This is a genomic window from Streptomyces winkii, assembly GCF_032248595.1.
GTDB lineage: Bacteria > Actinomycetota > Actinomycetes > Streptomycetales > Streptomycetaceae > Streptomyces > Streptomyces winkii.
Map to the genome: position 1 here is coordinate 221,386 of NZ_JASTTH010000005.1, position 25,202 is coordinate 246,587.

Annotated in this window: 23 protein-coding genes; 15 read left to right on the forward strand and 8 right to left on the reverse strand. The window is 71.7% G+C overall.

Translation table 11 applies throughout. From position 1 onward, the window contains the following. Window positions 1-4 precede the first annotated feature (4 nt). The gene (locus QQM67_RS16695) at window positions 5-481 is read left to right on the forward strand and encodes a GNAT family N-acetyltransferase (protein ID WP_314174675.1); all 477 of its coding nucleotides are present in this window, start codon (window positions 5-7) and stop codon (window positions 479-481) included. 271 nt (window positions 482-752) lie between these two features. Here the strand turns inward: QQM67_RS16695 and QQM67_RS16700 are convergent, their stop codons facing one another. Continuing rightward, the gene (locus tag QQM67_RS16700) at window positions 753-1,559 is read right to left on the reverse strand and encodes an acyltransferase domain-containing protein (RefSeq protein WP_314174676.1); all 807 of its coding nucleotides are present in this window, start codon (window positions 1,557-1,559) and stop codon (window positions 753-755) included. Between the two features lie 282 nt (window positions 1,560-1,841). On the opposite strand from QQM67_RS16700, the gene QQM67_RS16705 reads away from it, so the two are divergent. The 3 genes from QQM67_RS16705 to QQM67_RS16715 all read left to right on the forward strand — a co-directional run bounded on the left by QQM67_RS16705 (window position 1,842) and on the right by QQM67_RS16715 (window position 4,460). Continuing rightward, window positions 1,842-2,864, forward strand: coding sequence for a nucleoside triphosphate pyrophosphohydrolase family protein (locus QQM67_RS16705; RefSeq protein ID WP_314174678.1), 1,023 nt, complete (start codon window positions 1,842-1,844; stop codon window positions 2,862-2,864). Continuing rightward, on the forward strand, window positions 2,854-3,360 hold the full coding sequence (locus tag QQM67_RS16710) for an HIT family protein (protein ID WP_314174679.1): 507 nt from the start codon (window positions 2,854-2,856) through the stop codon (window positions 3,358-3,360). The genes QQM67_RS16705 and QQM67_RS16710 overlap by 11 nt, the downstream gene beginning before the upstream one ends. 152 nt (window positions 3,361-3,512) lie before the next feature. Continuing rightward, window positions 3,513-4,460, forward strand: a complete 948-nt coding sequence (locus QQM67_RS16715; RefSeq protein ID WP_314175116.1) for a phosphatidylinositol-specific phospholipase C — start codon at window positions 3,513-3,515, stop codon at window positions 4,458-4,460. On the opposite strand, the gene QQM67_RS16720 is transcribed toward QQM67_RS16715, so the two are convergent. Further along, a complete protein-coding gene (locus QQM67_RS16720) occupies window positions 4,447-4,749 on the reverse strand; it encodes a hypothetical protein (protein ID WP_314174680.1) in 303 nt (100 codons plus the stop codon). The genes QQM67_RS16715 and QQM67_RS16720 overlap by 14 nt on opposite strands. Before the next feature lie 71 nt (window positions 4,750-4,820). Continuing rightward, window positions 4,821-5,069: an SCO4226 family nickel-binding protein gene (locus QQM67_RS16725; RefSeq protein WP_314174681.1), complete on the reverse strand. Its 249-nt coding sequence runs from the start codon at window positions 5,067-5,069 to the stop codon at window positions 4,821-4,823. A gap of 207 nt (window positions 5,070-5,276) precedes the next feature. On the opposite strand from QQM67_RS16725, the gene QQM67_RS16730 reads away from it, so the two are divergent. Continuing rightward, window positions 5,277-5,765, forward strand: a complete 489-nt coding sequence (locus QQM67_RS16730) for a hypothetical protein (RefSeq protein ID WP_314174682.1) — start codon at window positions 5,277-5,279, stop codon at window positions 5,763-5,765. Between the two features lie 6 nt (window positions 5,766-5,771). Here the strand turns inward: QQM67_RS16730 and QQM67_RS16735 are convergent, their stop codons facing one another. The 4 genes from QQM67_RS16735 to QQM67_RS16750 all read right to left on the reverse strand — a co-directional run bounded on the left by QQM67_RS16735 (window position 5,772) and on the right by QQM67_RS16750 (window position 10,477). Beyond that, window positions 5,772-7,526 (reverse strand): glycosyltransferase family 2 protein, encoded by a 1,755-nt coding sequence (locus QQM67_RS16735; protein ID WP_314174683.1) that lies wholly within the window; start codon window positions 7,524-7,526, stop codon window positions 5,772-5,774. A 438-nt stretch (window positions 7,527-7,964) separates the two neighbouring features. Further along, complete coding sequence (locus QQM67_RS16740; RefSeq protein WP_314174684.1) at window positions 7,965-8,858, reverse strand: FkbM family methyltransferase; 894 nt, start codon at window positions 8,856-8,858, stop codon at window positions 7,965-7,967. A gap of 73 nt (window positions 8,859-8,931) precedes the next feature. After that, complete coding sequence (locus tag QQM67_RS16745) at window positions 8,932-9,675, reverse strand: GAF domain-containing protein (RefSeq protein ID WP_314174685.1); 744 nt, start codon at window positions 9,673-9,675, stop codon at window positions 8,932-8,934. 37 nt (window positions 9,676-9,712) lie between these two features. Beyond that, entirely contained in the window at window positions 9,713-10,477 is a 765-nt protein-coding gene (locus QQM67_RS16750) for a GAF and ANTAR domain-containing protein (protein WP_314174686.1), read from the reverse strand. A 403-nt stretch (window positions 10,478-10,880) separates the two neighbouring features. On the opposite strand from QQM67_RS16750, the gene QQM67_RS16755 reads away from it, so the two are divergent. The 10 genes from QQM67_RS16755 to QQM67_RS16800 all read left to right on the forward strand — a co-directional run bounded on the left by QQM67_RS16755 (window position 10,881) and on the right by QQM67_RS16800 (window position 23,819). Beyond that, window positions 10,881-11,675 carry a GAF and ANTAR domain-containing protein gene (locus tag QQM67_RS16755; protein ID WP_314174687.1) on the forward strand — a complete coding sequence of 265 codons (795 nt, stop codon included), beginning with the start codon at window positions 10,881-10,883 and terminating at the stop codon, window positions 11,673-11,675. A gap of 37 nt (window positions 11,676-11,712) precedes the next feature. Then, window positions 11,713-12,456 (forward strand): GAF and ANTAR domain-containing protein, encoded by a 744-nt coding sequence (locus tag QQM67_RS16760; protein ID WP_314174688.1) that lies wholly within the window; start codon window positions 11,713-11,715, stop codon window positions 12,454-12,456. Between the two features lie 400 nt (window positions 12,457-12,856). Then, window positions 12,857-14,170 carry an ABC transporter substrate-binding protein gene (locus QQM67_RS16765; RefSeq protein ID WP_314174689.1) on the forward strand — a complete coding sequence of 438 codons (1,314 nt, stop codon included), beginning with the start codon at window positions 12,857-12,859 and terminating at the stop codon, window positions 14,168-14,170. After that, window positions 14,167-15,129, forward strand: a complete 963-nt coding sequence (locus QQM67_RS16770) for a carbohydrate ABC transporter permease (RefSeq protein ID WP_314174690.1) — start codon at window positions 14,167-14,169, stop codon at window positions 15,127-15,129. The genes QQM67_RS16765 and QQM67_RS16770 overlap by 4 nt, the downstream gene beginning before the upstream one ends. 13 nt (window positions 15,130-15,142) lie before the next feature. Further along, window positions 15,143-15,955: a carbohydrate ABC transporter permease gene (locus tag QQM67_RS16775; protein WP_314174691.1), complete on the forward strand. Its 813-nt coding sequence runs from the start codon at window positions 15,143-15,145 to the stop codon at window positions 15,953-15,955. A 13-nt stretch (window positions 15,956-15,968) separates the two neighbouring features. Beyond that, window positions 15,969-19,169, forward strand: coding sequence for a glycoside hydrolase family 38 N-terminal domain-containing protein (locus QQM67_RS16780; RefSeq protein WP_314174692.1), 3,201 nt, complete (start codon window positions 15,969-15,971; stop codon window positions 19,167-19,169). 48 nt (window positions 19,170-19,217) lie between these two features. After that, window positions 19,218-20,936, forward strand: a complete 1,719-nt coding sequence (locus tag QQM67_RS16785) for a hypothetical protein (protein WP_314174694.1) — start codon at window positions 19,218-19,220, stop codon at window positions 20,934-20,936. Next, window positions 20,933-21,784 (forward strand): ROK family protein, encoded by an 852-nt coding sequence (locus QQM67_RS16790; RefSeq protein WP_314174695.1) that lies wholly within the window; start codon window positions 20,933-20,935, stop codon window positions 21,782-21,784. Before QQM67_RS16785 ends, QQM67_RS16790 begins: the two co-directional genes overlap by 4 nt. Window positions 21,785-21,825: 41 nt before the next feature. Further along, window positions 21,826-22,872: a LacI family DNA-binding transcriptional regulator gene (locus tag QQM67_RS16795; protein WP_314174696.1), complete on the forward strand. Its 1,047-nt coding sequence runs from the start codon at window positions 21,826-21,828 to the stop codon at window positions 22,870-22,872. Window positions 22,873-22,940: 68 nt separating this feature from the next. Continuing rightward, on the forward strand, window positions 22,941-23,819 hold the full coding sequence (locus QQM67_RS16800; RefSeq protein ID WP_314174697.1) for a GNAT family N-acetyltransferase: 879 nt from the start codon (window positions 22,941-22,943) through the stop codon (window positions 23,817-23,819). 25 nt (window positions 23,820-23,844) lie between these two features. Here the strand turns inward: QQM67_RS16800 and QQM67_RS16805 are convergent, their stop codons facing one another. Next, window positions 23,845-25,200, reverse strand: coding sequence for a hypothetical protein (locus tag QQM67_RS16805; protein ID WP_314174698.1), 1,356 nt, complete (start codon window positions 25,198-25,200; stop codon window positions 23,845-23,847). Window positions 25,201-25,202 lie beyond the last annotated feature (2 nt).

The following is a 25,202-nucleotide window of genomic DNA, read 5'->3' on the forward strand; positions in this document are numbered from 1 at the left end:
GGTCATGCGAATCGTCCGCGTGCCCTACGACCACCCTGACGCGATGAAGCTCAACGACACCGTGCAGCTGGAGTACGCGGAGCGCTACGGCGACGGGGGCGACATCACGCCGCTCGACCCCGCGATGTTCGAACCGCCGCACGGGCTGTATCTGCTGGTGTACGACGAGGACGCCCGCCCCGTCGCGACGGGCGGCTGGCGCGCACAGGAGCGCAACGACGAGGGCTACGCCGACGGCGACGCCGAGATCAAGCGAATGTTCGTGGTACGGGAGGCGCGGGGGCGCGGGCTCGCCCGTCAGGTCCTGGCCGCGCTGGAGGACGACGCGCGGGCCGCGGGCCGCACCCGCATGGTGCTGGAGACGGGCACGAAGCAGCCCGAGGCGATCGGGCTGTACGTCTCCTCGGGCTACGAACCCACGGAGAAGTTCGGCCTCTACCGCTTCGAGCCCCAGAGCCGCTGCTACGCGAAGCCACTCTGACCGGCCCCGCCGGCCCCCGCCGGGGCGGCCTGCTCCGAGCCGGGAGCCGGGGCCCATGCCCGGATCTGGACCAGGGCCCGAACCCAGACTGGGGGCCGGGCCCGGACCCGAACCCCAACCCCGAGGCCGGGCCCGAGGCGGGGCCCGAGGCGGGGCCCGAACCAGGGCCCAAGCCTGGCCCGGTGCCCGGGGCTTAGCCCGGGCCTGAGCCGAGGGCGGGCCCGGAGCCGGTCGCAGGCCGAGGCGTTCGCTCCGGGGGTCGGGCCGGGGCTTACCAGTCCTCGCTCTGGTGCCGGCTCCCGCCGCCTCCGCCGCCCGCCGCGCGCGCGAACTCCGCGGCCTCCGCGATGCCCTGCTCCTCCACCGACACCGCCCGCAGGCCCGTCCCCGCGTCCGTCAGCTGCCCCGTCAGCGCACGACCCGGCGGCAGCTCGACGCAGCAGGCCACCTTCTCCTCCGCCAGCACGGTCAGCACCTCGGCCCACCGCACCGGCCGGGCGGCCGACCACGCGAGGTCGTCGAAGACGGCGTTCGTGTCCCCGAGCAGGCTCCGCCCCTGCACCCCGCCCACGTAAGACACGGACTGCGGGCGCCTCTTGACCGTGGCCAGGTGCTGAGCCAGCCGGATCGCCACATCGCTCTCCGGGGCGTTCGTGCTCTCGGCGCTCTGGAGCAGCTCGCCGCGCAGCCGTACCGCACGGAGCGCCTCCTCGAAGGTGAGCACGTCCGCGAGCACGGCCGCCGCGTATCCGCCGGTGCCGTGCCCGGCGACGTACGAGGGGCGCACCTCCTCGTCCTCGATCAGCGCGCGGGCGCCCGCGACCCCGGCGATCAGCAGCGCGACATGGCAGGCCACCGGCGAGCGCTCCAGCGCCTCCGGTGAGTCCAGCTCGACGATGCCGTCCGCGTACTCCGGCCCGGAGCCGGTGCCGCTCTCCCCGCCCGTACGGGACGCGAGCCGCCGCAACGCCCAGTCCGCCTCGGCCAGTACGGTCGCGGACGCCGCGGTGTCGGGCAGCCGGTGCAGCATGCCGGGACGCTGCGAACCCCGCCCCGGGAAGAGGAACGCGATGCTCATGGGGGCCAGCCTGGCCCGCACAGGGTGCGCTGCGCCAATCGGTCCGCCTGCCCGGGCCCCTCGAACCCCCTTTCCCACGCCCGGCGGAGGGCCCCGAGGACGCCCGTCCGTGCACCGCGACGGCACCGGACCAGAGCCGCTGTAATCCGGTACGCCTCCCCGGAGCTCCGTGTGAGGCTGGGCCCATGCGCACACCCGAGAACGTCCGGACGCACGGCGGGACACGAGCCCGGACGCACGGCGGGACACGAGGACGGCGAACGCCGCGGCAGGCGGTCCGCCGTGGCCGCTGACCAGCACCAGCCCCACCCTCTGCTCCGTCTGTTCCTCGACGCGGCCGACGGACGGTTCCCGCCCGCCGACGGTGGCGTTACCGTGCTCGGGCCGCTGCCCCGCGGGCTGGAGTGCTCGGTCGCGTTCACCGGGCACGCGGTCATCGCGACGTCGCTCCCGCCCGAGGAGGTCGACGAGCTGGAACCCGACGGCTTCGGCGGCTCCCTCACCCCGGACGTGCTGCGCGGGCTCGCCGGTCCGGACGGCGCGATCGGCTGCGTCGACGCCACCCTGACCGCCAGGGGCACGGGCGGCCCGCCCCGCCTGCACGAACGCACCGGCCTGGAGGACCACCCCCGCGTCCGGCTGGCCCTCGAACTGCGCACGCGCGTACGGACGTTCGGGGACGACCGCGGCCTGGTCACCCTCGCCGACGGGCTCGCCGGCCGCCGCGAACTGAGCGTCGAGCTCAACGACCCCGCACAGAGCGGCGGCCACGGGACGGGACGGTCCCTGATCCGGGACGCCCTCACCCTCGTCCCCGCGGGCGAGCCCGTCTTCGCCGCCGTCTCCCCCGGCAACGCCCGCTCGCTCCGCGCGTTCCTCGCGGCGGACTTCACCCCGATCGCCAGCGAATCGGTCCTCCGCCCGTCACGCACCCCACGCGTCCGCGTACCGCCGGCCGCGGACCTGGAAGAGCTGCGACACCGGGCCGTACACGTCCACGACCTGTACGACGAGCTGAACCGCCTCGAACGCGGACGGGTATGGACCCGCGAGGAGTTCATGCTCGGCTTCACCGGCGACGTCGGCGACCTCGCGAAACTGGTCATGGCCGAGGAGGGGGCCCGCGAAGTTCGCGGCGGGCGGGGCGCGTTGGAGCACGAGCTCGCGGACTGCCTGTGGTCGGTGCTGATCCTCGCCCACCGGTACGGCGTTCCGCTCGCGGAGGCCTACCACCGGACCATGGACGAGCTCGACTCGGACATCGGCGCGCGAATCGCCGCCGCGGAGCACGCACATGACCGCTGACCGCGAGCCGATGGATCTCGACGCGTATGAGGCGCGGGCCCGTTCCGGGCCCTGCTTCGTCTGCGCGTTCGTGGGCGGCGACCCGGAGTTCGCCCACGAGACCGTGTACGAGGACGAGGAGCAGATCGCCTTCCTCGACCGGTACCCCACGCTCCCCGGCAAGGTCCTCGTCGCCCCGAAGGCTCACGTCGAGCACGTCGTACGCGAGCTCGACGAGGCCGCGTATCTGCGCCTCATGGGTGTCGTGCGCGGGGTGGCGCTGGCCGTCGAGGACGTGGTCGCGCCCGAGCGCACCTATCTGCTGTCCCTCGGCAGCCGCCAGGGCAACGCCCATCTGCACTGGCACATCGCGGGGTTGCCGGAGGGAGTGCCGTACAGGCAGCAGCAGTTCCACGCGCTGATGACGGAGAACGGCGTCCTGCCGAGGTCCCCGGAGGAGTCCGCCGCGCTCGCGGCCCGGCTGCGCGACGCGTGCGCCGCGCGGCTCGGACGCTAGAGCGCGGTCCGGCAGAGCGCGAGTCCGGCCGAGCGCAATCCGGCCGAGCGCAGGCAGGCAGGTGAGGCGCCGGCGCGCAACTACCGTGTCAGGACGGCGCATTCACACTCTGTGGAAAGCCGGAGCCCTGTGCTTCCATCATTGTCATGGCCATGAAACGCCGTCACTTCCTCCGCGGCTCAGCCGCGCTCTCCCTCGCCGCGCTGACGGCCGCGGCCACCGCCGCCGACGCACACGCCGCACCCGCCCGCACCGCCGCGGACGCCGGTCCCGACGCCTGGATGTCACTGCTGCCCGACGCCGCCCTGCTGCGGGAGCTGACGATCCCCGGCACCCACAACTCCGGTGCCCGCCACGGCGGTCCGTGGACCGAGTGCCAGAACACGGCCATCGCGGATCAGCTCGCGTCCGGCGTCCGCTTCCTCGACATCCGCTGCCGCCTCTTCGAGGGCTCCTTCACGATCCACCACGGCCCCTCGTACCAGCACCTCAACTTCGACGACGTACTGGGCGCCTGCCGGGACTTCCTCGCCTCGCATCCGTCCGAGACGGTCCTGATGCGCGTCAAGCAGGAGTACTCGGAGGAGAGCGCCGAGCGCTTCCGTGCCGTCTTCGACGACTATCTGGACGGACACGGCTGGCGTCCCCTCTTCCAACTGGACGCCGCGCTGCCGGACTTGGGCTCCGCGCGCGGCCGTGTGGTGCTGCTCGGCGACTCCGACGGGCTCCCCGGCGTGCGCTACGGGGACGCGGCGCTCTTCGACATCCAGGACTCCTACATGGAGGAGCCGGGTGCCAAGTACCCGCTGATCGAGGAGCACTTCCGCAAGGCCGTCGCCCAACCGGGCAAGCTCTACGTCAACTTCGTCAGTACGGCGGCACTCCTGCCGCCCCGCTCCAACGCGGACCGCCTCAACCCCCGCGTCCGCGACCTGCTCGACTCAGCCGACAACTCGGGCTGGCACGGTCTGGGCATCGTCCCCATGGACTTCCCGAACGAACACGGCCTCACCGAGGCCCTGTTGCGGCACCAGCCCACCAGAGCCGCCGCCCGCGGGCTCCGGCTCCGGCGTAAGGCCGCTCGGCTCACCTCTGCTTGATCTGCTCGCGCTGCACGTCCAGGTTCAAGAAGCGCGGCTCGCCCGTGCACAGGGCGCGGGCCTGGTCGGCTATCTTCTGCGTCTCCGGCAGCCGGCTGTTCTCCATCGCCTTCTCGTACGAGGGGAATTCGACGATGTCCACGAAGTGAGTCGGGTTCTCACGGTCCTGTCCGTGCATCTCGTGCAGCACGGTCCGCTTGCCCTCCGTGGCCTTCATCCACTCGTCGAAGACGGCTTCCAGCTCGTCCGCGCGCGTCGTCTCGTACTCGATGATCTGGACGAACGTCATGGCTCGGCCTCCCGTCGTCCTGATTCCTGTTGCTGTTCCCGTTCCTGTTCCTGTTCCTGTTCCTGTTCCCGTCACACGCTGAGCGGCACGGGATGGACCTCCCGCACCGGGTGTCCCGCCCGCGCGTGCACCTGCCGTACGGCTTCGGCGGACGGCGCCTCCGACAGGCAGAACACCGTCCCAGAGGCCGGATCGGCCCAGGCCCGCTCGAAGTGCACGTCCTCGGCGTGCTCGGCGGCCAGGTCGGCCCGGTGGATGCTGTCGAGCTGCTCCGCTGTGATGCCGTGCATCCCGTGATGGACGTCTATGAATCTGGGCACAGCCCTCCTCCTCCGGTGGTCGATGAGGACCCCCGCCGACTCCCATGGTGCTACCGGCGGACAAGAACCCCAAACCAGCGCTTATCCCCTATAAACGACGGGCCGCCGAAGGCCCCGTCCGGAACCCTTCACGCCGGTGACAAATACGGCCCCGCACCGTGGCCGCGACCTAGAGTCGTGGAGCCTTCTCCGTCCCAGGGAGCGCTGATGAGAGAGCAGTTGCCACCGGCCGAGGCCGACAGCACCCAGCGGCGCTACGAGGGGGCGCCACTGGGAGCCCTGTCGCGACGACCCGGCAGGATCGTCCTCCCGGCAGTCGTGGCGGCCTCCGCCGCGCTGCTGCTCGGCGGATGCAGCGGCGACTCCGGAACCGCGTCCGTGGCGAAGTCCTCGAAGCCGCCCACGGTCGAGAAGCTCGCGGGGGCGCTGAAGTGCAAGGCCGACATCCAGAAGAAGGTCGAGGACTACCGCCTGGGCGCCTGCAAGGCGGACAAGACGCTGTACACCTTCGTGACCTTCAAGGACAACCACGCCAAGCGTGGCTGGCTGGACTACTCGAAGGACTACGGCGGCACCTACCTCGTCGGCTCCCGCTGGATCGTCGTCACCGACAAGCCCTCGAAGCTGGGACCGATCCAGGCGCAGTACGGCGGAACGGTCGAGCGCGGCAGAGGCCACGGCCACGGCCGCTCCTAGACGCTCCTAGCCGGGCCTGGCGGCCGCCGCGACCGGCGGGGACTCCGCTGCGTCCTCCCGTACGCCGTGCGATGAGGCGTCGTCCGGTACGTCCTGGGGTGGTGCTGCCTCCGGCCGTACGTCCGCCCGCATGTCGGCCGGTACCTCGACGGACTGGCCGCGCAGCGTCCGGGCGATGCGCCAGCCGCCGCAGCCCAGTTGAAGCTGGAGATCCCAGGTTCCCGGCGCCAGCGGGCGGCCGTTGTCGGCCGTGTACGGGTCGACGGTGAACTCGGTCTCGAAGCCCAGCGCGCACAGATCCGGGTTCCGGCGGGCGCCCGGGAGGCGGGACCTCAGCCACCGCGACAGCCGCAGCACACGCGCGGCCCGTGCCACGAGCCCGGACGCGGCGGACTCCTGCTCCGGCAGCGGCCGCTCGGTCACTCGGTGATCGAGCGGCACGCTCAGCACGGTGCCCCCTTCGCGGTGACGGAGCAGGCCGCGGACGTTGCTGCGGCGTACGGCCCTGGTGAAGTCGGCGGCCTCGGCCGCCTCCGGCACCTGTGCGACGCCCGGCGACAGCCGCAGCCGGTAGCGGCCCCCGGCGCGGGAGAAGGCTAGCGGCGCGGCGGGAACGCCCTTGCCCGCCTTGCGGACCAGCCGGGCGGCGCACCTGACCGTGAGCCGTCCGTCGTCCCACCCGGCGGAGCGGACGACGGGCCGCTGGTCGATCCCGGCCTCGAACTCCGCGTGTTCTTCCAGCAGCGCGCGGTCGCCGTGCCGGGCGAGGGCCGCGACGATGCGCAGCCGCGTGGGGAGCACCGCGTCGACCTCCCTCGGTATCCCGGCCGCCAGCGCGCCGACGGCCTCGATCCATTCGGCCCTGCGCGGGGCGGGCTGGTCGAGGAGGCGCTGTCCGCTGACGCGCGCGAGCGCCTTCTTGCCGTACCAGTTCGCCGTCAGCCGGTCGCGGTGCTTGCCGGGGGCGACGCGGGTGCCGGGAGCGTCCAGGATGGCGAGCACTTTCCGGACGCTGTCGATGTACGGGCCCGGCTCGATCGTCCCGTAACTGATGTTGAGATCGTCGCGGCTGTGACGCACCCAGTGGTAGCAGGTGTAGTCGTGCACGGTCGCGACCCGGCCGCTGAGGAGATAGGCGCGCAGGGTGAACATGTGGTCCTCGAGCCGGACTTGGCCCTCGGCGAAGCGCAGCCCGTGCTCCTGGAGGAAGGCGCGCCGGAAGAGCTTGTGCACCGTCATCGAGGCCAGCAGCTCGGTGCCCGAGCGCAAGTCGGCGGCGGCCAGCGGCTTTTCGAAGAGGGCTCGCGGCGCGCGGCGTCCGTGTCCGGCGATGCGGCCTATCACGATGTCGGCTCCGGTCTCCCGCGCCCGCGCGTACGTACGCTCCAGGGCTTCGGGTGCCAGCCAGTCGTCATCGTCGACGAAGTAGACGAACTCGCCCCGCGCGGCGTCCATTCCGACGTTGCGCGGCCTGCCGGGCCAGCCGGAGTTCGCGATGCGGATCACCCGGACCGCCGGTCCGGCTTCCTGGCCTTCCTGGCTTTCCTGGCCTTCCTGACGGGCGATCTCGGATTCCAGGATTCCGACGGTGCCGTCGGTGGAGCCGTCGTCGACGTAGACGACCTCGAAGTCCGACGGGGCCATGGTCTGGGCGAGGAAGGAGCGCAGTCCGGTCAGGACCGTCTCGCCGGTGTCGTGGACGGGAACGACGACGCTCACCTTGATCGGCGCCTGGTAAACCGTGGACGACGTGTTACGCACTGCTGCCTTTCGCGTTGATTGCGTCTCTTTATGCCTGCCCGCAGGCTGCACATCACAAGTGAACGGCGTTCGACCGCCGGAAAATCGCAGTGTGAAACCGCCTCCGCCGCCGGCAGCTCACGGGTCTCCGGCAGAGGTGAGGGGATGCTGTGGCGTGCCTCTCACCGCGCCGGGCGCGGTCCCCGCCGGAAGGACATCGGGCGAGAGCCGGGAGAGACGCGCGCGGTCGGAGACGGCCTCCGCGTGCGTGGCCGGGCATCGCACCCGGGACCGTCAGAACCGGGCGTCAGAACCCCCAACTCCCCCTGGAAGCCCGTACGTTCAAGCCGACGGCGCCGCGCCGGAAACGCAGAACCGGCGCCGGAAACGGGACCGCACGCCGGACCCCGGCCCTGGACCCGGACCAGGGGTCCGAAGCCCCGCGTACGCTCCTGCACCTCAGCCCCGGGGCGGAGCCGAACGCTGCGCCGGCACCGAGTCCGCGCGCGCCAATATGCAGTCGAACTCGACGACCCGCCCCGTGGTCTCCTCACGGGTGACGGGATACATGCCGGTGATCTCGAAGCCCGCCTCCTCGTAGGCGGCGATGGCCTCGATCATGTGCGGGCTCCCCTCGTACAGTTGAAGCACGGCGACCTCCGACTGCATCCCCACGTACTCGCCGATCCGCTCGCCGGCGCCCGCGAAGACCTCCATGTCGAAGCCCTGCGTGTCCATCTTCAGGAACGGCCGCGGGTGCGCCACGCCCTCCATGGCCTCGTCCATGACGGCGTCCAGCCGACGCAGCGAAACCTCCGTGGTGCGGGCGGAGTTGGCGAACCGCTTGTAGCGCTTCTGTCCGTAAGCGCTCGGCTCCAGCAGGGAGTTCATGGTCTTCCAGCCCAGATGCATGGTCTGGACGGATTCGCTCCGGCCCAGCGCGCACGGGTAGACCAGCCAGTCCCGGTCGCGCGCGGCGACCTTGCGCAGCTTGGCCAGCGCATCCGGCACGGGCTCGAAGGAGACGATCCTGCCCCGGTACCCGAAGTCGCGCAGCTGCCTGCCGTACTGGCCCTTGTTGGCGCCGACGTCGAAGACGCAGTTCACCTCGTAGTTGGCGAGAAGGTCGGCGACATGCCGGGCACACAGTCTGCTTGAGGTCGTCTTGTGCAGGCCCCACCCGTCCGCGGCGGTGCCAGACCCCTTGCTGCCGACCGTCCACTCGGTCGCACTCGTCTTCGTGGCGGTGTAGCCGCCGCGCCTTGAGACGACCGCGGCACCCGGGCCGAGGTCGAGTACCTGCACGCCCATCCGGGGCAGTGCGCCGAGCACCCTTCTGAACATCGTCGCCATGTGGCGAGGCTATCCGCGGGGCTTCCGCCCATGTCAAACAGAGGGACTCAGCGGCCGGACGCCCCGACCCCGGCTAGATATGAGGCTCGGGCTCCCCGGACGTCACCTCGCGAAGGGACAACGACCCGTCCGTGAGCCCGTGTACGAGGTCGCTCAGCCGCATGCGGCGCTCGGCGGCGTGGTCGCGCAGCAGCTCCCCGGCCTCGCTGACGGATATGTCCGCGGCCTGGGCGACCATGCCCTTGGCGACCTCCAGGCTCACCTTGGCGGAGATCACGCTCTGCATGCGCGTGAGGACGTCCTCGGGCCTGGCCGGCTCGACCGACCAGTGCATCAGCGCCACCGCGGAGATGTCCGCGAACGCCTGGGCCAGCTGCTGATCGGCGACGTCGAGGGTGCCCGGGTCCGTACGGAAGAGGTTGACGGCTCCCAGCACGCGCCCCTGGAGCTGGAGCGGCACCGTGTGCAGCGACCGGTATCCGTACTCCAGCGCATGCGGCACGAGACCCGGCCAGCGCCCCGCCTCCTCAGAGAGGTCGGCCACCGTGAGCGGGCTGCCGGTCCGGTAGCAGTCCATGCAGGGCCCGGCATCGGTCTGAAGCTGGAGCATCTCCAGAACACCCGCCTCCTCGCCGGAGATCGCCATGATCCGCAGCTGCCCGCGGCCGTCGTCGAGCATGACCCCGGCCGCGGTGACATCCAGCAGACCGACGCACTGGCGCACGAGGTTCTGGAAGAGGCTCAGCGGGTCGAACTCGGCGGCGAAGGTGTCCGACAACGCAACGAAGGCCCTGCTCACCTGCTGTTCGCGGTTCATCTTTGCCTCCTGCCCGCCTGGGCGGGGCGAATAGGGCTCAGTCGTCGCCATCGAAACCGTCACCCACGCGTTCCACGACGTCCTTGGCAACCTGAGTGATCGTGCGGCCCTGCGAGAAGGCGCGACCCCGAAGGCGTGAGAGTGCCTCGGCGGCGCTTACGCCGAGCTGCACCATCAGCATGCCGGTCGCCTGATAGATCTCCTCGCGATTGGCTTCGGCCCCTGTCAACCACGGTACGCCTCCGTCCTCCCTGGTGGGATGGCGGTCGGGGAGCGCCAGCACCGACAGCGTCAGGGCGTCGGCGATGTAGAGGGCCGTGCGTACGTCGCGCTCCCCCAGCGGACCGGCACGCTGCCGGTACAGGTCGAGCGATCCGACGGCGGTGCCCGCCAGCGCCAGCGGAAACGAGAAGACCGCCTCGGCTCCCGCCTCCAGCGCCTGCGGCACGAAGAGCGGCCAGCGACGGGCGTCCGCGGAGGCGGTGAGATCCGGCGCGAAGACGGGGGCGACCAAGGTGCCCGCCTCGATGCACGGTCCGTCCCCCAAGGTGTCCTGGACCTCCGCGAGGTGAGCTGAGACGCGGTCGCTCGCGCACAGGGTGACGCGTATGCCCTTCTGGCTCTTCATCGAGATCGAGGCACCGGTGGCGGGCAGAAGCCGTACGCACGCCTCACACAGCCGCTCCGGGACCGAGTCCGGCGCGACTCCGCGGGCCGCGAGCGCGAGCTCCTCGGGGATCCGCTCCCAGTCCGCGTCGTCCCCAGGGGCGGGCTCGCCCGGTCCGTTCCGGCGTCCGTCCACGGGCTTCTCTTCGCTCCTGTCGTCATCCGCCTGCACCGCCCACCTCCCCCTACGCCGCGTCCCGGAACGTCGCCCGGCACGCGGGTCGGTCGCGTCGCGATGCGTCGGATCAGGTTACCGGCCCTCCCGTACGCCTCAGGACCGGTTCCCCATACCGCAGCGGAGGGCAGAGGCACAAGACCACGCAACACGTGTGGGTGATTCCGAAACAGCGGGTACCTGACGACTTGGACGGGACGGGGCCGGTGCGCAGCCGTCCGTCCCAGCCCGTGGGCGGATGCCGAAGCGCCCCTCTCCCCGGCACCGGAAATCCGGCCGGCTTCCCCCGGTGACGCGTGGGTGGATCATCGGAAACGAGGGCGAGTGGCGGGATACCACGGCAGACCGGTCGGAGGTGAGAACGGTGGACATCGGCGGCGAACGAGGCGGCCTCGACCCTGACGAGCCCGATGAGCGCCTGGATCCACCGGACGAACAGGACATCCGATGGGACGGCTTCGTCGCCGAGATGACGGCCGAGGCTCCGAGCGAGCTCGCACTCGGCGTGCCACGGCAGCTGTGCGAGGCCTGTGTCCGGCTTCTTCCCGTGACCGGCGGGTCCCTGTCGCTGGCGGACGGCGCGGGCCGTACGCGAGTGACCCTGTGCGCCACCGACGAGGTCGCGGCGAGGCTGGCGGAGATCCAGTACACGCTGGGCGAGGGGCCGTGCCGCTATGCCAGCGAGATGAGGGCCCCGGTCTCGGCGGTCGACCTGACGGGCGGCAGGGACGCGCGGCGGTGGCCGGTTTTCGCGCACCAGGCCGTGGAGGCGGGGGCCGGCTCGGCCTTCTCGTTCCCCATGAGCCAGAGCGGCAGCGTGCTGGGCACCGTCGACCTGTACAACACGGGTCCGAGCAGCCTCGGGGAGGCCGACATCCGGCTCGGTCTGCGCGCTGCCGACGCCGTCGCGATGGTGCTCGCGGCCGTTCATCACGGCCAGGGGGACGAGACACAGCCCGGAGTAGGCTGGTGGACGCAGGCCGAGGCCAATCACGAAGAGGTCTATCAAGCCACCGGGATGCTGATGGTGCGCCTCGGCGTGAGTGCCGACGAGGCGATGGCAAGGCTGCGGGCCCGCGCGTTCGTCCTCAACAGGACGATCACCGATGTGGCGAAGGACGTCACCAACCGCAGGGACGACCCCCGCAGCGGGGACTAGTCAGTGGCCGATTCTCATGCCGACAGGAGGCGCCCGCGTGAGCCGTGAGCGAAAGGTCAGCAGAGCCTTCGTCACATTGGCGGACACACTCGCCGAGGACTTCGACCCCCTATCGCTCTTCCAGCGTCTCGTCGACCACTGCACCGCGCTGCTGGACGTCGCGGCGGCCGGCGTGATGATGCGTGACGCCCGCGGCGGACTGCGGACGGCGGCCGCCTCCAGCGAAGAGGCCGCGTTCCTCGAGGTGTTGCAGCTCCAGCACGGCTCCGGCCCCTGTGTGGACTCCTACTACCAGCGTCGCCGGCTCAGCGTTCCGAACCTCTCCGCCGAGCGGGCGCGCTGGCCGCTGGTCGTGCCGGCCGCGATCGACGCGGGCTTCTCCGCGATGCACACGGTGCCGCTGCGGCTGCACGAGCACGTCGTGGGCGCGGTCAACCTGTTCCGTACCGAACGGGGCGCGCTGTCCCCGGAGGACCAGTGCCTCGCGCAGGACCTGTCCGACGCCACGATGCTCGCCCTCATGCAGTGGTCGGCGGAGCCGGCCCGGCCGGGCGAGATCCTCACGCGGCTCCAGAGCGTCATCGCGGCGAAGAGCAACCTGGAGATCGCGAAGGGGATGATCGTCGAACACGGCGGCGTCACCTTCGCCGACGCGGCGCACATGCTGCGCGCGTACGCGGAGGGACATCACGTCAAGCTGATCGACACCGTCCGCGCCCTCGTCAACCACGAGCTCGCCCCTTCCGCGATCGTGGGCAGCCTGGACAGCCAGGCGCAGTGAACCGGGCCCCGAGACGGCGCACGGCGAGGCAGAGCAGCACGGCCGCGCCCGTACGGAAGAGGAGCCGGGTCCGCATCCGGGGCGACAGCGGCCCGGATGCCATGAGCGACGCGGGCGCCGCGTGCGGCGCCTCCCGTGCCGCCTGGTGATCCGCGACTCCACGGACCCGGCCCGCCCCGCGGCGGACGTCTGACGGGTCTGCGCGCAACGGGCCTGCGCACAAAGGGAGTCGGGGAGCCCGGCTTCCGAACTCGCAGCAAGCGCGGGGACCGCCGAACAACCGGCTGGAGAGACCGGCGAGCAGACAGATGCTGTCGCGCCCATTGACATCCGGAGGCGGCAGGAGTTGGCTTCCGCGCAACATGTTAACGATAACACCCGCACGTGAGGGGCCAGTCCCATGCACGGACGCCGTCACAGCACGACCCCGGGCGCCACCCCGAGGGGCACTCTGAACCGCCGAGGTCTCCTCGCGGCAGCCGGGGCCGCCGCTCTCACCTCCGCCTGCGGAACCGCCGCGGGCCAGCCTCCCGGCGAGGTCGCACTCCACGGCGACAACGCCGCGTGGGACAAGCCGATCGCCGCCGCGGGCCGCCAGATGAAGTCGCTCGCGGGCATCGAACTCGTCCCGCTGGTCGTACCGTCGCTCGAGTCGTTCGAGCAGATCGTCAAGTCCTCGCTGCGTACGAGCAAGACGCCGGACATGCTCAAGTACTGGTCGGGGTACCGGCTTCAGGATCTGGCGCGCACCGGCGGGATCATCGAGATGACCGGCCAGTGGAAGAGGGCCGCCGCGCGCGGCTGGGTCTATCCGGAGCTGCGCAGCGCCTTCACGTACAAGGACCGCGTGTGGGCCCTGCCGATGAACCTGGCCTACTGGGTCTTCTTCTACAACACGAAGGTCTTCGCCGAGCACGGCCTCGAAGCCCCCCGTACCTGGGACGACTTCCTCGCGGCCTGCAAGCGCCTCAAGAGCGCCGGGATCACGCCGCTGCACGCCACGACCGACGGCCGCTGGCCGGCCTTCATCTGGTTCATGGAGGTCCTGGTCCGCCAAGACCCGCGCTTCTACCAGGACTTGATGAACGGGCGCGGGAGCTACACCGACCCGCGCGCGGTGCGGGCGATGCGCACCATCGTCTCGTTCTTCGACAAGGACTGGTTCACGCCCATGGACATGAGCCATGAGGACGCGGCCGCCGGCGTGGTGCACGGCAAGGTCGGGATGATGCCCGGCGGCACCTTCCTCACGCCCAGCCTGCAAGCCGCGGGCGGCAAGCCGGGCGGCGACGTGGACGCGTTCGTACTGCCCATGGCCGACGAGCGTGCCCGGCCCAGCATGGTCTTCGAATCGAGCGCGCTGGTGTGCACGAGCAAGGGGCCGGACCGCGAGGAGGCCGTCAAGGCGGCGGGCCAGTGGCTGCACCCGCGGGTGTCCGAGGCGTTCTCGCACACCCTTCAGGACGGCTGCCCCAACCCCCTTGTGAAACCGGCCAATCCGATGGTCGAGGGCATCGCCCGCACCGCGCGCCAGAAGCGGCTGTGGATGCTCAACCGCTTCTGGGAGCAGGGCCCGCCGGAGCTGGTGGAGTCGACGGTCGACGATCTGGCGGGCTTCCTGCTCGACCCGTCCTCCTACCGGAAGGTGCTCAGCACGATGCAGGAACGCGCGGACGAGGCGTGGCAGGTGTGGAGGGAGGCGGAGAAGGTATGAGCGAGACGCTGAGCACTGCCGGGACGCTGCGGGTCAGGCGGCGCATTCCCACACGGACACCCGGGCAGGCCTCCGGCACGGCGCCGGGGCGGCGCAGGCTGGGCAGCCCCGCCGGGTCGCTGGTGTGGGCCGCCCCCGCGCTGGCCTTCGTGGGAATCCTGCTGGTCTATCCGTTCTTCCGCAGCGTCTACGGCAGCCTCTTCGAGGACAACGGCTTCACCAGCGAGTTCGTCGGGCTCGACAACTACGTCCGGCTGGCGGAGGACCCGATCCTGGGCCGCTCGCTGATCAACACCGTGATGTGGGTCGCGGGGACGCTGCTGCTTCCCGTGGCGGTCGGGCTGCTGATCGCGGTCGCCACGCACCGGATGCGGCTGGGGAATCTGGCGCAGCTGGTGATCGTCCTGCCGTACGCGATATCCGGGGCGTCGACGGCCGTGCTGTGGAAGTTCATGCTGACCTCGGACGGCGCCGTCAACCAGGTGCTCGGCGCGGTCGGTCTGGGCTCGCTGGCGCAGCCGTGGCTACTGGAGTGGCCGCAGAACACCGTGTCGCTGATCATCGCCGGCACCTGGCAGGCGACGGGCATCAACGTGGTGCTCTTCACCATCGGGCTGCGGGCCATCCCGCGCGACATCGTCGAGGCCGCGCACCTGGACGGCGTGAGCGGCTGGAGCATGTTCCGGCACATCACGCTGCCGCAGCTGCGGGCCATGACGGTGGTGGTCGTCGGCATGGCCATCGTCAACTCCCTGAAGGCGTTCGACCTGATCTGGGTGCTCACGCAGGGCGGCCCGTCGCGGTCCTCCGAGACGCTGGCGCTGACGATGTACCGCGAGGCCTTCCGGCTCTTCCACGTCGGCTACGGCTCGGCCGTGGCCCTGGTTCTGTCCGTCATCGTCGTCGCCGCGTCCTGGCTGTATCTGCGCCGCCAGATGCCCGGCGGCGACCGGGACTGAGGAGGCACGGACCATGGGACGTGCGCTGCGCAACATCTTCGTCGCCGGATGCGTGCTGCTCTGGCTGATCCCGCTCTATCTGCTGATCGTCAACTCCCTGACCGCCGCGGGCGGTTACACCGGCACGCCGGACTGGGTTCCGCAGGGCTTCGCCATATTCGACAACCTGCACATCGCGTGGAGCGAGGCCGGCATCGGGCCGAGCTTCCTCGTCTCGCTGCTGTACTCGGTGGTGTGCGGGGCGGTGGCCGTGCTGGTCGCCGCGATGGCGGCCTTCGCCGTCGTCGTACTGCCGGTTCCCAGGCCCGCGTTCTGGTTCTGGCTGATCTACTCCGGGACGCTCTTCCCGTTGCAGATGTTCCTCGCGCCGCTGTTCGGGCTGTACGCGGACGCCAACCTCTACGACACGCGGCTCGGGCTGATGCTCGTGTACGCGGCGTGGGCGGTGCCGTTCGCCTTCTTCCTCATCCGCAACCAGATGACGACCATGCCGCCGGAGGTCACCGAGGCGGCGATGCTGGACGGCGCGTCCTTCCGCCGGATCTTCTGGCGCATCCACGTGCCGCTGATGAGCTCCGGTCTGGGAGCGGCGTTCATCTTCCAGTTCACCGCCGTCTGGAACGACCTGCTGCTCGGCATCACGCTCAGCCGCAGCCCCGAGGTGCAGCCGGTGATGGCGGCTCTGACGACGCTCAACTCCGCGTACGGCTCCTCCGGTCCGCCCGTGATCCTCGCCGGGGCGCTGATCGTCTCGGTGCCCACCCTGCTCGTCTTCCTTCTCTTCCGCGGTCTCTTCCTCCGCGGAGTCACCGCCATCGCACGATGAAAGCGAGTGCCGCATGACGACCCGTGCCCTCGTACGGACGAACGACTGGGACCACGAGAGGATCCACGACAGCCTACGCGAGTCCGTGGTCTCGGCGGAGGGCCGGCTGGCGGACAGCCGGGTGCGGCTGGTCCAGGAGCCGCTGCTGCGCCGCGCCTCCGGCGGCGGACTGCTCCAGTCGCTGCGCGTCGAGGCGGCCGAAGGAGCCGCCGTGCCACGGGAGTTGGCGGTGCGCACCGGATCGGGCGCGGCGCTGCCCGTCGAACGCCGGCCCGGGCCCGCGGGTTCGGTGCGGCTGCTGGTGCCGGCCGTCGGCTCCGCGCAGCAGGTCACCGTCTCGGTGCCCGGCCGTGACGGCGAGAGCGTCGCGGTGACGCTGACGCCGCAGCGCCGGTGGACCGTCCATCTGGTGCACCACTCGCACCTGGACATCGGATACACCGATCCGCAGGGCCGGGTGCTGGCCGAGCATCTGTCCTACCTGGACTCGTGCCTGGAGCTGACGCGGGCGACCGACGAGTGGCCCGCCGACTCGCAGTTCCGCTGGTGCGTGGAGTCGCTGTGGTCCTTCCAGCAGTGGGCCGCGGCCCGGCCCGCGGAGCAGGTGGCAGAGTTCGTACGCCGGGTACGGCAGGGACGCATCGAGCTGACGGCGATGCCCTTCAACCTGCACACCGAGACCTGCTCCACCGACGAACTCCACGAACTGCTGCGCACCGCGCGGCAGGTGAGCGACGAGCACGGTCTGACGCTCACCTCGGCCATGCAGACGGACGTGCCGGGCTCGGTCGTGGGACTCGTCGACGCGCTCGCCTCGGCGGGCGTGAAGTACCTGTCGGTGGCCCACAATTGGGCGGGCCGCTCCGTGCCGCACCTCGTGGGCGGCGACAAGCTGCCCCGGCTCTTCCGCTGGGCGGCCCCCAGCGGAAACAGCCTGCTGGTGTGGGTGACGGACACCCCGCACGGACTCGCGTACATGGAAGGCCCGCTGCTCGGCTTCGACACCGACTACGGTCGCGTCGACGATCTGCTGCCCGCCTATCTGACGGCGCTGGCGACGCGCCCCTATCCGTATCCGGGCGGCGTCTTCGGCTGGAGCATGGACCAGGAGAGGACCGAGCGCGAGCCCTACCCGTGGGACGTCCTCCACCTGCGCGTACAGGGCAAGTTCGGGGACAACGCGCCGCCGCGCCGCATCATCGCCGACACCGTCCGGCGCTGGAACGAGACGTGGGCCTACCCGCAGCTGCGGCTCTCGCGCAACGAGGACTTCTTCACCGACGCCGAGGCCCGCCTCGGCGATCAGATCCGCACCTTCGAGGGCGACTGGACGGACTGGTGGGTCGACGGCGTCGGCTCCGGCGCCCATCCCCTGTCGATGGCCCGCACCGCCCAGTCCACCGCCGCCGACGCCCAGACCATCGGCACGTTCGCCGGAATCCTCGGCGCGGACGGGGCAGTCGAGGAGACCGCCGGAGCGGCCGGCGTCTACGAGGCGGTCTCCCTCTTCGACGAGCACACCTGGGGCGCGGCCGACCCGTGGACGCACGGCCACGAGCACATGCACTCCGGCGAGCAGCAGTGGCACTGGAAGTACGGGCAGGCGCTGCGCGCCCACGACGACTCCCGGACGCTGCTGGACCGCGCGACGGCGCGACTCGGGCAGCGGCTGGCCGCCGCGGAGGGTGCGGCGGCCTCGTACCACGTGGTCAACACCTGCTCGTGGCCCCGTACGGAGGTCGCGGAGATCTTCCTGCCGGAGAGCAGCGTCGGCCTCGGCACGTCCGTGGAGGTGCACGACGCCCGGACGGGCGGCCGCCTCGACCACGAGGAGCGGGCCCAGGCCAACCCCGAACACCGGGACGCTGGACGCTTCTTGCGCGTGCGCGTGGACGACGTGCCGCCGGCGGGGTCGGTGCGCCTGGACATCCTCGCGGCGTCGGAGGAGACCGGGAGTCCGCGTGTGGCTCCCCCGTGGAATCCGACCGGCGGTCCCGAGAAGCACGACCCGGGCGAGAGCGCGGCGCGGGCACTGGCCCACGCTGACCCTGCGCTGCTGGAGAACGAGCACCTCGCGGTGCGGGTCGACCTGGCCCGCGCCTGCGTCTCGTCCGTCGTCGACAAGGCGACCGGGCGGGAGCTGGTGCGCGCGGACGCGATCGTCGGGTTCAACGGCTACGTCCACGACAGCTACACCACCGCGGGCGGCTTCAACCACAACTCCAGCCGCACCACGGCCTCCGACCGGCTGGAGCACCTGGGCGCACGCGTGGTGGCGCCGCCCGCGGCGCTGATCGCCCGCACGTCCACGGCCACCGCGGAGTCCGTCACGTACGAGACGCGGCCCGGCGGTGCGCGCCGGGTGCGCACGACGCTGACGCTGCCGCGCGGCATCGCGAGGCTCGACATCGACAACCGCGTCGACAAGGACGCCACGCTCGGCAAGGAGAGCGCCTACTTCGCGTTCCCCTTCGCCTTCGACGATCCCGAGGTACGGATGGAGGCGTCCGGCGGCGTCACCGGCAGCGGCCTTCCCGTCGTGCCCGGCTCGGCTCTCCACATGCGGGCCGTGCGCCGCTGGATCACGCTCGCCGAGGACGACTTCACCGTCGCGTGGGCCACGCAGGACGCGCCGCTGGTGCAGTTCGGCAACATCGCCCTGCCGTACGCGCCGTTCCCGCGCACGCTGGAGCACGACGAGCCCGCCACGGTCTTCTCGTGGATCCACAACAACCTGTGGGACACCAACTTCCCCAGCGAGCAGGGCTTCGACTTCGGCTTCCGCTACAGCGTCGCGTGCGGTTCCGGTCAGACGGCGACGGGGATCGGCCCGCGCACGGCGGCATCGGGCAGCCGCCCGCTGCACGCGGTGCGGGCACGGGGCGGCTCCGCGGACGGTGGCTCCGCGGACGCGGACGGCGCGGACGCTGGAGCCCCGCTGCGGGACTCGCTCGCCTTCGCCGAACTCGGCGACCCGCGCGTGCGCCTCGTCGGCGCGACCACTCCCGGCCCCGGCGACGCCGTACTGCTGCGGTTGCAGTCCTTCGCGGAGGAGTCGCTGACGTGCCCGGTGCGGGCGCTCTTCCCCGCGACGGCCGCCCACAGCGCCGACTACCTCGGCCGCCCCGTGAGCCCGCTCCCCCTGACCGGCGGCGGAACCCGCGTGGACATCCCGCCACTGAGCACGGCGGCGGTGCTCCTCGAACGTCCGTGACGCCGGCGCCCCGCGCCGACCCCTGTTTCCGTCCCCGAAGGAGAACGTGTGTACCGGCTCGACCCGCGATACGCCCCCGCGCCGCAGGCCCGCCTCGCCGCCGGGTGGCGGGCCGTATCCGCGGAACTGGCCGCCGGACTGCCGCGCGAACCGGCGGTCGTGGCGGTGGACGGGCCGCCCGCGGCGGACTGGGAGACGCTTCGGCACCGGCTGGCGGAGCACCTCTCCGCCCACGGCACCGCGGTACGGGTGCTCGACGTGCGCGGGCACTACGCACCGGCGGAGGTCGTGGCGCGGCGCACCGTGCGGCCCGAGGACGACGCCGACCCGTACTACTGCAAGCTCGCGGACAACCCGCTCCGGGACCTGTTCGGCGCCGTCCCGGACCCGGCCGCACCGCCGGAGGGCGTGCTGCTCGTCTGCGGGCCGGGCGCCGCCGTGGCCGACCACGACGTGCTGTGGTACGCGGACGTGCCCAAGCGCCACGCGGAGGCCGCCGTCGCGGCGGGCACCGGCTCCAACCTCGGACTGCCGGGCGCGCGCGGCGAGTTGCGCCGGCTGTTCTACGTCGACTGGCCCATGCTCGACCGGCACCGGGACGCCCTGGCGCCGCGCGTCGACGCCTGGCTCGACGTGCAGGAGCCCGAACACCCCGTGTTCCTCGACGGGGACGGGCTGCGCGCGACCCTGGCGTCGATGGCCCGGCTGCCCGTGCGCACCCGGCCGTACTTCAACTCCACGCCCTGGGGAGGGCATTGGGCCCAGCGAACGCTCGGCTTCAATCCCGGCGCACGCAACACCGCCCTGGGCTACGAGCTGATCGCCCCCGAGTCCGGCGTCCTCATCGGCGACGGGCCGAGGGCACAGGCCGAGATCCCGTTCCAACTGCTGTGCGTTCTGCATCCGTTGGAGATGCTCGGCGGCGACGTGCACGCGCGGTACGGCACGTCGTTCCCCATCCGCTTCGACTATCTGGACACCGTCGGCGGCGGCGACCTCTCGCTGCACTGCCACCCCCAGGAGCGGTACATGCGGGAGCGCTTCGGCTGGCACTACACGCAGCACGAGACGTACTACATGACCGTCGGCAGCCCTCGCACCCGCGTCTTCCTCGGCCTGCGGCAGGACGCCGACGTCGCGCTGTTCCGCAAGCAGATCGAGGACGCCGTCTCCGAGGGCACGCCGATGAGTCCGGAGGACCACGTGCTGACCTTCCCGGCCGAGCAGGGGCGGCTGTTCATGATCCCCGCGGGCACGCCGCATGCGAGCGGCTCCGGCAACCTCGTACTGGAGATCAGCGCCACCCCGTACCTCTACAGCCTCCGCTTCTACGACTGGCTGCGTCCGGACGCCGACGGCAACCCCCGTCCGCTCCCCTACGAGCACGGCCTGGCCAACCTCGACACGCGGCGCCGAGGCGAGGACGTCGTCCGCGACCTGGTGCCGCGGCCGCGCACCCTGCGTGCCGGCGACGGCTGGCGCGAGGAGGTGCTCGGCGCGCTGGAGGAGATGTTCTACGAGGTGCGGCGCGTGATACTCGACGGCAGCACGGCGGCCGAGGACGACACCGAGGGCCGCTTCCACGTGCTGAACGTCGTCGAGGGCGAGGGAGTGACCGTGGAGACCTCGTCCGGCCACCGGCACCGGCTCGCCCACGCGGAGACCCTGACCGTGCCCGCGGCGGTCGGCCCCTACCGGCTGCACCCGGCGGGCGGCGGACCGGCCAAGGTCGTCAAGGCCCTCGTACGCCCGGAGGACGCGCCGTGAGAGCCGTCCTGGAGATCGGCGGCACCCATGTGACGGCGGCGATGGCCGACCCCGGCGGCGCCGAGGTCACCGCGCGCGTCAGCAGGCGGATCGAGGCGCAGGGCAGCGCGGAGGACATCCTGGGCAGCGTCGTCTCCTGCGCCGCCGGTCTTCCCGCGCCGCCCGGCGCCGTATGGGGCGTGGCCGTGCCCGGTCCGTTCGACTACGCCCGCGGCATCGGACTCTTCGAGGGCGTCGGCAAGTTCGACAGCCTGCGCGGCGTCGACGTACGGGCGGCGCTGCTGAACGGACTTCCCCGCCGGCCCGCCGACCTGGTCTTCCTCAACGACGCCCACGCCTTCCTGCTCGGGGAATGGCACGCGGGCGCGGCGCGGGGCCACGAGCGCTGCGCCGGAATCACGCTCGGCACGGGCGTCGGATCGGCCTTTCTCGCGGACGGCTCCCCGCAGACCGGCGGACCCGGCGTGCCGCCCCAAGGCCGCGCCGATCTGCTCCAGTTGGACGGACGGCCGCTGGAGGAGACCGTCTCCCGCCGCGCGATCCGCGAACGGTACGGCGACGGACGGCTCGACGTGGCCGCCATCGCCTCACGCGCACGCACCGGCGACGAGCGGGCCCGTACCGTCCTCGACGAGGCGTTCACCGCCCTGGGCGGCGTGCTGGCACCGTACTTGGCCTCCTTCGGTGCCTCGGTGCTCGTCGTCGGCGGTTCCATGACAGGCTCATGGGACCTGATCGGCCCGGCGCTCCGCGCCGGACTGGGAGATACTCCGGTCACGGTGAGGACGAGCCGCCTCACCGGGGACGCCGCGCTCGTCGGAGCGGCCTTCGCGGCGGCGGCGAGGTGAGGCCGAGATGAGAGGCCGAGGTGAGAGGGGGCACGGCCGGCATGGCGGACGGGAGAGCGGCGAAGGGCGGTAAGCCGACGCTGCGCGACGTCGCCGAGCAGGCGGGCGTCAGCTCCATGACGGCCTCACGTGTGCTGCGCGGCGACCCGCGCGCGACCCAGGCGACCCGCGAGCGCGTACGGGCGGCCGCCGACGAACTCGGCTACATGCCCAACCACTTGGCCCGCAGTCTCCGCCTCGGCAAGGGCACGGGCCTCGTCGGTCTCCTCGTCACCAACCTCGCCAACCCCTTCTACTCGCAGCTCGCGCTGGGCGTCGACTCGGTGCTCGCGCCGCACGGGCTGAAGACCGTCATCGCCAACACCAAGCAGGACCCGGTCAGCGAGCGCGAACTCGTGGCCGACCTCGTCGCGCGTCGCGTCGACGGCATCGTCGCGGTTCCCGCCTCCGGCGACCAGCGCCATCTGGCCGCGGCGGCGGAGGGCGGGGTGCCCGTCGTCCTCGCGAGCCGCCCGCCCGAGGGGTTCGAGGCCGACTGCGTCCTCGTGGACGACTTCGGCGGTGCGCGCAGCGCCACCGAGGATCTGCTCGCCCAGGGCCACCGCACGATCGGCTTCGTCGGCTCGCCCACGACCGTCTACACCGGCACCCAGCGCCTCAAGGGCTTCACCGACGCCCTCGACGCCGCGGGGCTTCCCGTCGACGAGCGCTACGTACGGCAGGGGCAGAAGACCACCGGCGAGGCGACCCTGGCCGCGCAGGAACTCCTCTCGCTGCCCGATCCGCCCACCGCCCTGTTCTGCTCCAACAACCGCAACACCATCGGCGCCTACCACGCCATCCGCGCCGCGGGCCGCTCCACCGCCCTCACCGGATTCGACGACTTCGAACTCGCCGACGCCCTGGGGCTTCCCCTCACCGTCGTCGCCTACGACACCGACCAACTCGGCCGCCGCTCCGCGGAGTTGCTCGTCTCCCGCATACGGCCCGCCGACCAGCCGCCGTCCGGCGAGCCGAGACCGCCCCGCCGGATCACGGTCCCGACCTCGCTCATCACGTACAACCCGGCGGGCAAGCAGGCGCTTTGAGCAGGGTGGCGGAATCCGCCTGCGGAAGAACCACGTGCGCACGCCCGCGCCCCGCGAAACCATGAGGCATGCGACCGGACGCCTGGCATGTCACCGAAGACGCCGACGACTTCCTTCTCCGGGCCGGAGACTTCCTGCGCTCACGGCCCGCCCCGCACACCGTGCACCTGACGGTGGCCGCGAAGCTCCGCACGCGCGGGGCGGAGCCATACGGGGCCGAAGCCACCCTCCTCGGACGGCTGGAGTCGGGGGGCCAGATCCGCGCCGTCTTCCACCGCATGCCGTCCCGCGGCCTGAGCATCACCCCGCTCTCCGCCGAGGAGGCCGACGCCCTCGCCGCCCGGCTGGCCGCCCTCGGGCACTCCCTTCCCTACGTCAGCGCGGACCACGGCACCGCCACCGCATTCGCCGGGGCATGGCAGCGGCACACGGGCGCGACTCCGGAATTCGGCAAGCGGATCCGTCTGTACCGTCTGGGCACGCTCACCCCGCCGGACCCGCTCCCGGAGGGCCGGGGCCGCCGCGCCGGCGAGCAGCAGCATGAACAACTCGTGAGCTGGTGCGGGGAGTTCACCGAGTCCGTCGGCGAAGTCCCCGCCGTGGACGCCGCGTCGTGGGGCGCCTCGCGCTTCGCCGACAAGCACTTCACCTTCTGGGAGACCCCGGACGGCACGCCCGTCTCCATGGCGGGCTCGACGTCGATGACCGGCGGCATGGTCCGGGTGGACCCCGTCTACACCCCGGCCCGCCTCCGGGGCCGCGGCTACGCCGGCGCCGTGACGGCCGAGGTGAGCAGGGCCGCGCTGGCCGCGGGCGCGACGGACGTCGTGCTCTTCGCGGACCCCGCCAACCCCACCAGCAACGCCGTCTACCGGCGCATCGGCTACGTCCCGGTCAGCGACTGGGCGACGTATGACTTCTCAAGTGCCGCACCGGAGGCGGACTGAGAACCCCGCCGCCCGGCAGGGGCTCTCACCCCCGCTCCACCGTCACCCGTGGCGGGCTCTCCAACCCGTCCGCCACCGCCGTCCACTCGTCGATGAACGGCCCGTAAGCGGTCTTGATGCGGGCGCCGACGGGGAGTTCGGGGCACTCGTTCTCCCCGTTGGTTCCCCAGTTGACCCAGCCCGACTGCCGCCGCTGGACGATCTGGAAGGCACCGGAAGGCCGCGAGGTCTGCCAGATCATCGCCTGTCCGCGACCGGGGTGGTACTCGACGGTCTTGTCCGAGGCTCCGGCGAAGATCGTCTCGTCCGGCACCGCGGAGACCTCGACGCCCCCGCGCGCGAAGATCCACGGGCGGTCGCCGAGGTCGGCCCGTATGTGCGACGACTTCATCACGCGGCGAAGGTGCTCCGCGAGGTCGATGTCCGGCAGCGCCCCCTCCCACGTGCTCAACAGCCGCCAGTACAGGTCCCAGTGGGCCGAGTCGAGACCGTCGGTGAGCAGCGCCTTGAAGGTCCGGAACTTCTCGCTGCGATCTGTCTCGGACTCCAGCAGGCTGGAGACGGTGGACTTGAGCTCTTGGGCGTACGGGTCGCCGGCGCGGTACCGCGTCCCGTCGTAGGCCTCGAAGCGGGTGAAGACGATGTCGCCGACGCCGCTTTCGAACTCGTCGCCCACCGTGATCTTGTCGGTGACGGAGCGCCCGTTGATCACGGTCTGGAAGTCGTCGACGCGGTAGGTGCGGGTGAAGTACGGCGTGCCGTGGGTGAAGATCCAGTCGACGGAGAAGCGCTTCCCGCGCAGCTCTTCGAGGAGTCCGTCGGGGACGGTGCCGTGCATCCGGTAGTGGTGCAGGACCGGCCCCTCTTCGACGGCCTCGATGTCGACGGTCGTGTGTTCCGGCGGGTTGACGAGCCCGTTCTCCGGGGTGAAGAACGGACCATAGAAGCCTCCGATGGCGTTGTTGCCGGACGGGAGGAGGTCCACGCCTTCCGCCGTGGCGCTGAAGTGGCGGAGTCCCCATTTCGAGTCGCCGGTTCCCCGGGCCGTCCCGGTGCACATCTCCAGGTCGAAGTAGCCGGTGTCCAGGCGGACGAACGCGTCGGCCTCGCGGGGCTCGCGCCTGCGGATGCCCTCGACGGTGCCGGACGCCGGTCCGATCAGGGTGAGTTCGGCCCGCTCCTCGAAGGAGACGACGGCGGCGAAGGTCGTGCGCCCCCGCGCGGCACCATGGGCCAGCCGCTGGCAGTGCACGTGCTCTCCCGCGTCGGTGCGGGCGATCCACAGGTCGCCGTCCAGCGCGGCGTCGACGGTGAACCGCACGGGCTCGGCGACCCGGCGACCGGGCAGGGGGTCGGTGATGACGACGGTGGGCAGGGCCACTG

Excerpts from the sequence above, each read along its gene's own strand:
- QQM67_RS16740 (WP_314174684.1), bottom strand. The coding sequence starts at position 8,858 with ATGGCGACGATGTTCAGAAGGGTGCTCGGCGCACTGCCCCGGATGGGC.
- QQM67_RS16700 (WP_314174676.1), bottom strand. The coding sequence starts at position 1,559 with ATGAGCATCGCGTTCCTCTTCCCGGGGCGGGGTTCGCAGCGTCCCGGC.
- QQM67_RS16720 (WP_314174680.1), bottom strand. The coding sequence starts at position 4,749 with ATGACGTTCGTCCAGATCATCGAGTACGAGACGACGCGCGCGGACGAG.
- QQM67_RS16695 (WP_314174675.1), top strand. The coding sequence starts at position 5 with ATGCGAATCGTCCGCGTGCCCTACGACCACCCTGACGCGATGAAGCTC.
- QQM67_RS16745 (WP_314174685.1), bottom strand. The coding sequence starts at position 9,675 with ATGAACCGCGAACAGCAGGTGAGCAGGGCCTTCGTTGCGTTGTCGGAC.
- QQM67_RS16800 (WP_314174697.1), top strand. The coding sequence starts at position 22,941 with ATGCGACCGGACGCCTGGCATGTCACCGAAGACGCCGACGACTTCCTT.
- QQM67_RS16710 (WP_314174679.1), top strand. The coding sequence starts at position 2,854 with ATGACCGCTGACCGCGAGCCGATGGATCTCGACGCGTATGAGGCGCGG.
- QQM67_RS16775 (WP_314174691.1), top strand. The coding sequence starts at position 15,143 with ATGGGACGTGCGCTGCGCAACATCTTCGTCGCCGGATGCGTGCTGCTC.
- QQM67_RS16765 (WP_314174689.1), top strand. The coding sequence starts at position 12,857 with ATGCACGGACGCCGTCACAGCACGACCCCGGGCGCCACCCCGAGGGGC.
- QQM67_RS16795 (WP_314174696.1), top strand. The coding sequence starts at position 21,826 with ATGGCGGACGGGAGAGCGGCGAAGGGCGGTAAGCCGACGCTGCGCGAC.
- QQM67_RS16780 (WP_314174692.1), top strand. The coding sequence starts at position 15,969 with ATGACGACCCGTGCCCTCGTACGGACGAACGACTGGGACCACGAGAGG.
- QQM67_RS16715 (WP_314175116.1), top strand. The coding sequence starts at position 3,513 with ATGAAACGCCGTCACTTCCTCCGCGGCTCAGCCGCGCTCTCCCTCGCC.
- QQM67_RS16770 (WP_314174690.1), top strand. The coding sequence starts at position 14,167 with ATGAGCGAGACGCTGAGCACTGCCGGGACGCTGCGGGTCAGGCGGCGC.
- QQM67_RS16730 (WP_314174682.1), top strand. The coding sequence starts at position 5,277 with ATGAGAGAGCAGTTGCCACCGGCCGAGGCCGACAGCACCCAGCGGCGC.